Annotated in this window: 1 protein-coding gene; it reads left to right on the plus strand. The window is 38.8% G+C overall.

All coding sequences use genetic code 11. The features are described 5' to 3' along the window. Positions 1 to 1002 precede the first annotated feature (1002 nt). Positions 1003 to 1290, plus strand: coding sequence for a helix-turn-helix domain-containing protein (locus ACNQGJ_RS16815; RefSeq protein ID WP_417975095.1), 288 nt, complete (start codon positions 1003 to 1005; stop codon positions 1288 to 1290). Positions 1291 to 1394: the final 104 nt, after the last annotated feature.

Here is a 1394-nt window from a genome sequence, read left to right on the forward strand (position 1 = left end):
CTTAATAAACAAAAAACATGTAACGACAGTACAAGCTTGATTTTTGTTTCTTTTGAAATCAAAGATTCACGAACTCCAATAAATTATTAACTCGTAAGTAATCAAGACAAAAGAAAAAAATCTCTTAATAAACAAAAAATATGTAACGACAGTACAAGCTTGATTTTACTCATCAACCGCCTCTCCCCGCCCTTATATTTTTAAACCAGAAAATCACGATAAGGATTTCAGCGCCGGCCGAAGGGAGTGACCCTAAGCTGACTGATAAAGCATCATCGAACTAATGTGTACTTCTAACTCGCCCTTAAATAAAAAGCATAGAAAACAACGAAGAAGTGAAGTGGCAGCACTCCGCGAGTTGAGGACGAAGGACGAAACGGCTCGGGGTGCGGAATGGAACTTTAAGGTAGTTTTCAAGCTTTTTATTTTCAGGCTTGATTTTTTGTTTCTTTTGCATCAAGGCAAAAGAAAAAGATCACATTCAAGATATAAAATAGTACTTACAACAGCAAACGTTCCTATACACCCTCTTCAGATCGCCCTCATAGTTGCGATACCAGAAAATCACGGTAAAGATTTCAGCGCCGGCCGCAGGGAGTGACCCTAAGCTGACTGATAAAGCATCATCGAACTAATGTGTACTTCTAACTCGCCCTTAAATAAAAAGCATAGAAAACAACGAAGAAGTGAAGTGGCAGCACTCCGCGAGTTGAGTCCGCAGGACGAACGGCTCGGGGTGCGGAATGCAACTTCGAGGTAGTTTTCAAGCTTTTTATTTTCAGGCTTGAAATCGAAGATTCATGAATACCAAAAAACAATAATAACCCATGAATATTTTTTGTTTTTTTTTGCATCAAGGCAAAAGAAAAAATTTAATAAAGTCAATAACCTCAACCATCTCAAAATAAAAACCATTTTTTCTATCACAACTTGTGAACCACTTGTGGTATAAAAACAACCAATACCACCATTTTTGCACCATAACAATTAAAAACGAAAGTTATGGCAATCGAAATCGTCACCAAAGCAGACCTCGATGAATTCCGTAAATCTCTTTTAGAAGATATTACAAAGATACTTAAGGGCACAAACGAGCAATCCAAAAAATGGCTAAAATCAACAGACGTCAGGAAATTACTCAACATTTCTCGTGGAACACTTCAAAACCTCCGTGTCAACGGCACACTCGCCTACACCAAAATCGGTGGTATTATGTATTATGACCAAACGGATATTGAAAAACTTTTGAATGGAAACAAAGTGAATGCCCTCCCTACCCTTTTCAAGTAAAGTCATTGCAAGGAGTGGAGCAATCTAATTATCATTTCCCCGTCATCTCGAGCGCAGTCGAGAGATACTTCCCACCATTCATCGTCATCTCCAGCGCAGCCGAG

The sequence above is a fragment of the Flavobacterium cryophilum genome, assembly GCF_048286555.1.
Taxonomy (GTDB): domain Bacteria; phylum Bacteroidota; class Bacteroidia; order Flavobacteriales; family Flavobacteriaceae; genus Flavobacterium.

Excerpts from the sequence above, each read along its gene's own strand:
- ACNQGJ_RS16815 (WP_417975095.1), top strand. The coding sequence starts at position 1,003 with ATGGCAATCGAAATCGTCACCAAAGCAGACCTCGATGAATTCCGTAAA.